The sequence below is a fragment of the Magnetospirillum moscoviense genome (assembly GCF_001650635.1).
Lineage (GTDB): Bacteria > Pseudomonadota > Alphaproteobacteria > Rhodospirillales > Magnetospirillaceae > Magnetospirillum > Magnetospirillum moscoviense.
This window is the reverse complement of record NZ_LWQU01000068.1, coordinates 1-1262: the sequence shown is the minus strand read 5'-3', so window position 1 is coordinate 1262 and position 1262 is coordinate 1. Positions and strand designations below refer to the sequence as shown.

Sequence of the window (1262 nt, the reverse complement as noted above, 5' to 3'; positions counted from 1 at the left end):
TGCCGACGCCTCGCCAAGGACTTCGAGAACCTCGCCAGAATGGCGCTGGCGTTCCTGCGCCTGGCCATGATCCGCCTCATGCTGCGCAGAATCGCAAGGCACAGGAAATAATAGGGAACTTCGCGGACGGACTCTTATCTTGGCGCTCCGCCGAATATCCGCGCTTTGGCAGAGGACAAATATCTCACCAAGTTGTTTTGTCAGGGATTGTCTGTCCCGGTTCCACTGGGGCGTGTTTACCGCCCTGCCGATGCGCTTTCGGCCCCGCTATTTGCCGGCCCCTACTTCGTGAAGGATCGCTCGGGAGCCGGGTCGGAAGGTATTTTCGTGGACAACCTGCAATCCGATTGGGCCGGTGCCCGCCGAATCGTTGAAAGATTCACCAACGCGGGAAAGGATGCACTGGTGGAGGCGTATTGCCCGGGCATTGATGTCACTGTCCCCGTCATTGGCCATGCTCCCTATTCAGTGCTGGGCTACGTCACGCCACGCTCGGATAAACTGGGAAGCATCGTCACTGAGGATCTTAAGCTGACAGACCATTTGGGCTATGAAATGGTGGATGTCGATGGTATGACTGAGGCCATTCGGGAAGATATAGACAAAATTTGGACTACGGCCGGCCCCATGGATTACTTCCGTGTAGATTACCGCATTGATTTTGTCACGGGACAGCGCAGGCTCCTGGAACTCAATCTTTGTTGCTACATTGGTGAGAGCGGCGCCATTACTCTGGCAGGGGAGCAGCATGGCTTCAGCAAAAATGATATTCTGGCACACGTCGTCGAATACAGCCTAAAGCGCCAAGTCGGAAGCCGGAAGCATTGTCAGTGGGTTTTGTGACCAGTACTGACACCAATCGACATGGCAGCTGCGAAGGATGGCGAGGGGGGCCAGATATTCCTGGTTGGCGCGGCGCACCAACGCCGTGGCCTCACGCGCAAGCGTGACCGCTTCGTCGAGTCCTACCTCCTCGACCCAACCGTTAAGCCCGGCAATCCGTTGGCGGGCCTGCTCCAGATTGCCAAGGCACAATTCCGCAATGACCAAGCTGCACTCTCCTACAGCCTTAGCCGGTCTTGACTGTACGCATGGACGATTCTTCCTTTGTCTTGAATTATTTCAGGGTCGACAGGTAGGCGACGACGTCCTCGACCTCTTGTGCGGTCAGGATGGTCTTGCCCTCATAGGCGTTAACATAGCCTGGACAGGCGGGCGTGAGCGTGATTCAAGATGGAATGACTCATCCATCATGCCCCCCT

General features: G+C 56.3%; 1 protein-coding gene and 1 pseudogene. Both read left to right on the top strand.

The genetic code is table 11. The features are described 5' to 3' along the window. Positions 1–111 (top strand): annotated as a pseudogene (locus A6A05_RS20635) (IS5/IS1182 family transposase); the annotation flags it as partial. Between the two features lie 216 nt (positions 112–327). Beyond that, on the top strand, positions 328–843 hold the full coding sequence (locus A6A05_RS03525; protein ID WP_156520878.1) for a D-alanine--D-alanine ligase family protein: 516 nt from the start codon (positions 328–330) through the stop codon (positions 841–843). The last annotated feature ends 419 nt before the right edge of the window (positions 844–1262 follow it).